2 protein-coding genes are annotated in these 2,958 nt (G+C 78.3%); both read left to right on the top strand.

The annotated features are described in order from the left end of the window. On the top strand, positions 1-1,121 hold a 1,121-nt coding region (locus AB0K37_RS41460; protein ID WP_363991530.1), incomplete at its 5' end, for a LuxR C-terminal-related transcriptional regulator. A gap of 110 nt (positions 1,122-1,231) precedes the next feature. Continuing rightward, positions 1,232-2,719: an AMP-binding protein gene (locus AB0K37_RS41455; protein ID WP_363991527.1), complete on the top strand. Its 1,488-nt coding sequence runs from the start codon at positions 1,232-1,234 to the stop codon at positions 2,717-2,719. Positions 2,720-2,958 lie beyond the last annotated feature (239 nt).

Below are 2,958 nucleotides of genomic sequence, written 5' to 3'. Positions count from 1 at the left end.
GTTGCATTCCAGTGGCCGGTGAGTGTCGCGAGGAGCGTCACCGCACCACGCTTCGAGCCCGGCGCGCCGAGGAGGCGCTCGGGCCCTGCCGGGAGGCCGGGGACGACGTCATGACCGCGACCGCGCTGATCACCGGCGCCGAGTGCCTCGCCCGCGCCGGCCGCTTCGCCGACGCCGCCCGCCGCCTGGACGAGGCCGACGCCCTCGTCCGCGGCCCCGGCCGGGAGTGGACCCGCGCCTACGCGTGCGCGGCCCGCGGCTACCTGCTGATCCGGGAGTCGCGGCTGCGCGAGGCCCGCGAGCGGCTCGACGCGGCCGCGTCCGTCATGCGGGACATCGACCATCTGTGGGGCGCCTCCCACGCCATGATCGGGCTCGGCAGGCTCGCCGAGCTGCGCGGCGACCCGGCCTCGGCCCGCGGCCACTACGCCGCGGTCCTGCCGGTCCTCGCCGAGATCGGCGCGCGGCCGGAGATGGCGCGGGCCCTCGCCGGGCTCGGCCGCGTCGCGCTCGCCCGGGGAGACCTGGCCTCGGCCCGCGCGTCGCTCGCCGAGAGCCTCGCGCTGAGCCGCTCGTCCGGGATCCGGCTGGACATGGCCCGCGCCCTGGCCGCGTTCGCCGACCTGGTCGCGTGCGAGGGCGACGAGCGGGGCGCGGTGACGCTCGCCGGCGCGGCGTCCGCGCTGCGCGAGGCGACCGGCCGCGAGCCCGGCACGGGCGCGCGCCGCGAACGCGTCCTCGAACCGATCCGCCGCAGGATCGGCGAACCCCTCGTCGCCCAGTACTGGGGCGAGGGTTGCGCGATGCCCGCCGACGACGCGATCGCCTACGCGCTCCGCGGTCCCGGGACCGTCCCGCGGCCTCGGCCGCCGGCGTGGGGCCCCGCCGCGCCGGGCGCCGCCGGACCGGTCACGCCGCCGAGCAGCCTGACGGCCCGCGAACGGGAGATCGCCCGCCTGGTCTGCCGCGGCCTCAGCAACCGCGGGGTCGCCGACGAGCTCGTCATCAGCCCCGCCACCGTCGCCCGCCACGTCACCAACATCCTGACCAAGCTCGGCTTCTCCTCCCGCGCCCAGATCGCCGCCTGGGCCGTGGACAACATCCCCGCGGAGGATTCCTGACCCCGAGGTGTGTACACATCGCGTGCGCTCCCCGGGGGTCCGTCGAATACGACGGTGGTTGCGCACTTCGGCGCATGCGCGGGGCGACGCGCCCGCCTAGCGTCGGCGCCATGCTCCCCAGAAGCGTGGACCCCGCCTACCCGGCGGTCACGGTGACCCGCGCGGTGTTCGGCGCCGCACCCGACCCCGGGAGGACCGCGGTGCTGGACGCGTCGTCCGGACGCGCCCTGACCCACGCGGAACTCTCCACCCTGGTCGGGACCGCGGCCTCCGCTCTCGCACGCGACGGAACCGTGCCGGGGGACGTGGTCGGCCTGCTCCTGCGCGAGCCCCTGGACCTCGCCGTCGCCCTGCACGCGGTGATCGCGGCCGGTGCCGTGCCCTTCCCCCTCACCGGCCCGGACGCGTCCCGCCTGCTCGACGAGACCGGCGCCGGCTCCGTCATCACCGACGCTCCCGGCGGCGATGACGACGCCCTGACCGGCGGCGGTCCCGGCACCGGCGAGGCGGCCCCGCTGCGGCTCACCGATCTGCTCGCCGCCCCGGCCCCCGCGGGCGCGGCCCCGTACACGCCGACCGACCGCGCCGGCGGAGACATCGCGCTGCTGGCCTGTACGCCGGGAGGCGAAGGCGGCCCCGCCCGGACGGTGCGGCTGACGCACGCGGAGGTCGTGGCGGGCCTGATGAGGGTCGCCGAGTCGGCCATGTTCGGCGGTGCGGACACGGTGCTGAGCGCGCTGCCGTTCAGCACCGTCCTCGGGCTGAACGGGGTGCTCAACCCGGTGCTGCGGCTCGGCGCCACCGCCGTCGCGTACTCCGGGGCGGGACGCCACGACCTGCTCCGCGCGCTGTGGGACCACCGGGCGACCGTCGCGGTGCTCCCGCCGGAGCTGGTGGAGGCCCTCGCCCACGAGCGCGCCGTCTGCCACTACGACCTGCGGGCGCTGCGCGCCGTCGTGGTCGCGGGCGGGCCGCTCGCCTCGGAGGGGGCCCGCGCCGCCGCGTCCCGGCTGGGCTGCCCGGTGCGGCAGGCGTACGGGCCGGCCGAGGCCGGCGGGTTCACCCACCTCAACCTGCGCGCCGCCGAGGAGGGGACGCTCGACTCGGTCGGGCGGGGCCTGCCGGGCGTGGCGTGGCGGGTCGTGGATCCGCGCACCGGGGCGGTGCAGCCGTCCTACCAGCCCGGCGAGATGTGCGTGCGGCTCCCGGTGGGGCGGGGCGCCGCGGGACCCGTGCGGTGGCTGCCCACCGGGGACTCGGCGTTCGCCGACGAGCACGGGCGGGCGTTCATCCTCGGACGGCTCGCCGGGGCGCGCCGCGAACCGCCCGGCGACCCGGAGGCGGTGCTGGCCGCCCATCCGTCCGTGGAGGACGCCGCCGTGGCGCCCGCCCCCGACGACGACCTCGGGCTCGCGCCCCACGCGTTCGCCGTGCTGTCCGAACCGGTGCCCGAGGCCGACCTGCTCGCCTATGTCAACGGGCGCGTGCCGGCGACCCGGGCGGTGTCGGCGGTGCACGTCGTCGACGAGATCCCCCGCACGGCCGGAGGCCGGGTCAGGCGCCGGGAGCTTCTGGAGCGCGCCGGCCTGGCCCCGTGACGTGCACACCCGGCTGCACAGTTCTTCGGATGCGGCGCCGGACGCGCGCCGCGTACCTTCGCGGCATGTCCGAGACGAGCGCTCCGGCCCACGGCGCCACGATCACCGACGTGGTCCTGGAGGCGGCCGTGGAGGCCGCGGAGAGAGCCGCCGCCTCCCCGCGCGGGGAGCGCCCCGCCCTCGTCGATCCGGCGGGCGGGCTCGCGCGCGGGGACTTCGCGCGGGCCGTCCCGGCCGCC

This window comes from Actinomadura sp. NPDC049753, assembly GCF_040674655.1.
In the GTDB taxonomy this organism is placed as follows: Bacteria; Actinomycetota; Actinomycetes; order Streptosporangiales; family Streptosporangiaceae; genus Spirillospora; species Spirillospora verrucosospora.
The sequence above is the reverse complement of the archived record's forward strand: the minus strand, read 5'-3'. Positions and strand labels throughout refer to the sequence as shown.